Origin of the sequence: Brevundimonas sp. TWP3-1-2b1, assembly GCF_049896165.1 — a bacterium.
GTDB classification, from domain to species: domain Bacteria; phylum Pseudomonadota; class Alphaproteobacteria; order Caulobacterales; family Caulobacteraceae; genus Brevundimonas; species Brevundimonas subvibrioides_B.
In genome coordinates this window covers 1-2,325 of record NZ_JAFCTT010000034.1, presented here as the reverse complement: position 1 = coordinate 2,325, position 2,325 = coordinate 1, and the positions used below count along the sequence as shown (strand labels likewise).

General features: G+C 58.8%; 1 protein-coding gene and 1 pseudogene. One reads left to right on the top strand and one right to left on the bottom strand.

Going from position 1 to position 2,325, the window contains the following annotated elements; genetic code table 11:
- Positions 1 to 120: 120 nt before the first annotated feature.
- Positions 121 to 1,058 (bottom strand): annotated as a pseudogene (locus ACP7AB_RS16805) (IS3 family transposase); the annotation flags it as partial.
- 236 nt (positions 1,059 to 1,294) lie between these two features.
- On the opposite strand from ACP7AB_RS16805, the gene ACP7AB_RS16800 reads away from it, so the two are divergent.
- The gene (locus ACP7AB_RS16800; protein WP_425993153.1) at positions 1,295 to 2,062 is read left to right on the top strand and encodes an FkbM family methyltransferase; all 768 of its coding nucleotides are present in this window, start codon (positions 1,295 to 1,297) and stop codon (positions 2,060 to 2,062) included.
- Positions 2,063 to 2,325: the final 263 nt, after the last annotated feature.

Sequence of the window (2,325 nt, the reverse complement as noted above, 5' to 3'; positions counted from 1 at the left end):
CCTGCTCCCGCAGGATCCCGATGATCTGCTCTTCCGTGAACCGTGATCGCTTCATTCTGTCCGTCCTTTCGAGGGGCGGACTCTAGCTATTCCTGGAGGAGTTTCAGGGGGTCACGTCACCCGGACCTTGCCGTTGAAGGACTCGGCGAAGGCGTTGTCTGTTGGCTTGCCCGGCCGGCTGAAGTCCAAGGTGACGCCATGCTGGAACGCCCATAGATCCAGGTCACGCGAGACGAACTCGGGCCCGTTGTCGACCCGGATCGTTCGGGGATAGCCGGTTACTGCGGCTGCCCAATCCAGCGTCCCAACGACGTCCGTGGCCCTGTACGAGAAGCGCGGATCCAGGGCGGGAGAGAACCGACTGAACAGATCGATGACCGCCAGGTTGCGGATCTTGCGCCCGTCGAACAACTGGTCGTGCAGGAAGTCCATCGCCCATATATCGTTGGCTCGTGTCGCAGCCTGCCTGTCTTGCCTCAGCTTGGCCTTGACGTTCCGCTTCGGTGTCTTGTTGCGCAGCTGAAGACCCAACTCCTTGTACAGCTTCTAGACTCGCTTTCCATTCACCGGCCAGCCTTCTCGCTTCAGCAACACCGTGATCCGCCGGTAGCCGTAGCGCACTCGCGTCTCCGCGATCTCCTTGATCCGGCGTTTCAGCGCGACGGGCTCCGATCTCTTGCCCTTGTAATGGTAGCTGGAACGTTCCGCCTGCAACGCTCCGCACGCCCGTCGGATACTGACCTGCCAGGTGGCCCGCAGATGATCCACGAGCTGGCGACGCCGGCTAGGCCCTAAAGCTTTCGCTTGATCACATCCTGCAGCATCTCCCGATCTAGCGTCAGGTCCGCCACGATCCGTTTCAGCCGCCCGTTCTCATCTTCAAGCTGCTTCAGCCGCTTCATCTCCGACGGCATCAGACCGGCGTACTTTTTGCGCCAAACGTAGAACGTCGCCTCGGAAATCCCGGCCCTGCGGCAGACCTCGCCGATCGTGGCGCCCTCGTCCGCCTGACGCAGGACCATGGCCACCTGGGCCTCGCTGAACTTCGACCGCTTCATCGTCTCTCCTCGTTCACAGGCCCAAGGGCAAAACGAGAAAATTCTAGCTCAAATCGGTCCGGTTTTTCAGGGGCAGGTGGCTCGCCTTGCATCTCGACGAATCGTAACGCGGTCGGCCACTCTTCTTTCGAACCGAGCACAACTGAGATCTCTCGATCGGTCGCTTGGCCGAAGAAGAAGCCTGTGCCTAGGTGGGTGGGGTGGACGTTCAGAGAACACCGTGGGATCTTTCAACTATGACGACCCCCAAACCCAAAGACTCGGCCCTGAAGCGATTTTTGCTCCGCAGCCGAACGGCGACGGTCAGTCTGAGGAGGCTCCGGACTTTATCACGAGGTTTGAAGCCGATAGCCCATGAGCCCGAGTTCCTCGCCCTCAGAAATCTTACGCTATCGAGTGATCTCGCGATTGATGTCGGTGCCAACAATGGTCAGTCGATCACCTCAATCATCGCGGTTCGTCCGGAGATGAACGTCGTCGCCATTGAGCCCAATCCGGAGTGTTATCCAGAGCTCAACTTGATCAGCAAGCTGCGAAGGGGCCGAGTGAAGATTATTCAAGCGGGAGCTGGCGATCACGCGGGAAAGCTTACCTTTTTCGTGCCACGCCGGAACCGGCGGATGTTGCTTGAAGAGGGAACCTTCGACCGCACATCACTCGCGACTAGCGGTTCCGTCAAACGCAACGGAGTCGAGGGAGTAGACTTCGAGGTTGTCACGATGGAGATCCCCGTAATCACCATCGACTCTTTGAATCTCGTACCAGGCGTCATCAAGATCGATGTACAAGGTTTCGAGATGCAGGCTTTAAGGGGCATGGCAGAGACCATCAGGCGACATCGCCCGGTAATCTTACTGGAGCTGGGTCACGAGCACGAGCAGTTCGCACAGTTTCTTGAGCCATTTGGCTATGTAGAGAGATATTGGGGAGCCGGGACGCTGATTCCGACCAACTTGGCCGACCGGTTCAACGTCCTTTTTGTCACGCCGGACCACCTCACCTGAGCCCCGTCCAGCGTACGCATCAGTACGCCAGAGGGCGGCGGTCGGTCAGTACAGCTTTGAAGGCGGCGGCCGCATGTTTGGCGGCGCATGACTTCCCGACAACGTCAGGGTGAACCGCCCCGGGTTTGCCGGAGGCCTCAACTCCTGAGAGCCTGAACGAAAAAGAAGTTGGGTGATTTCAGTTCGTTGTGATTCTGTCGGAGTTGCGAAGCTTCGATGGAGACCACGATGGCCTGGACCGAAACCACCCGCCACCAGTATCG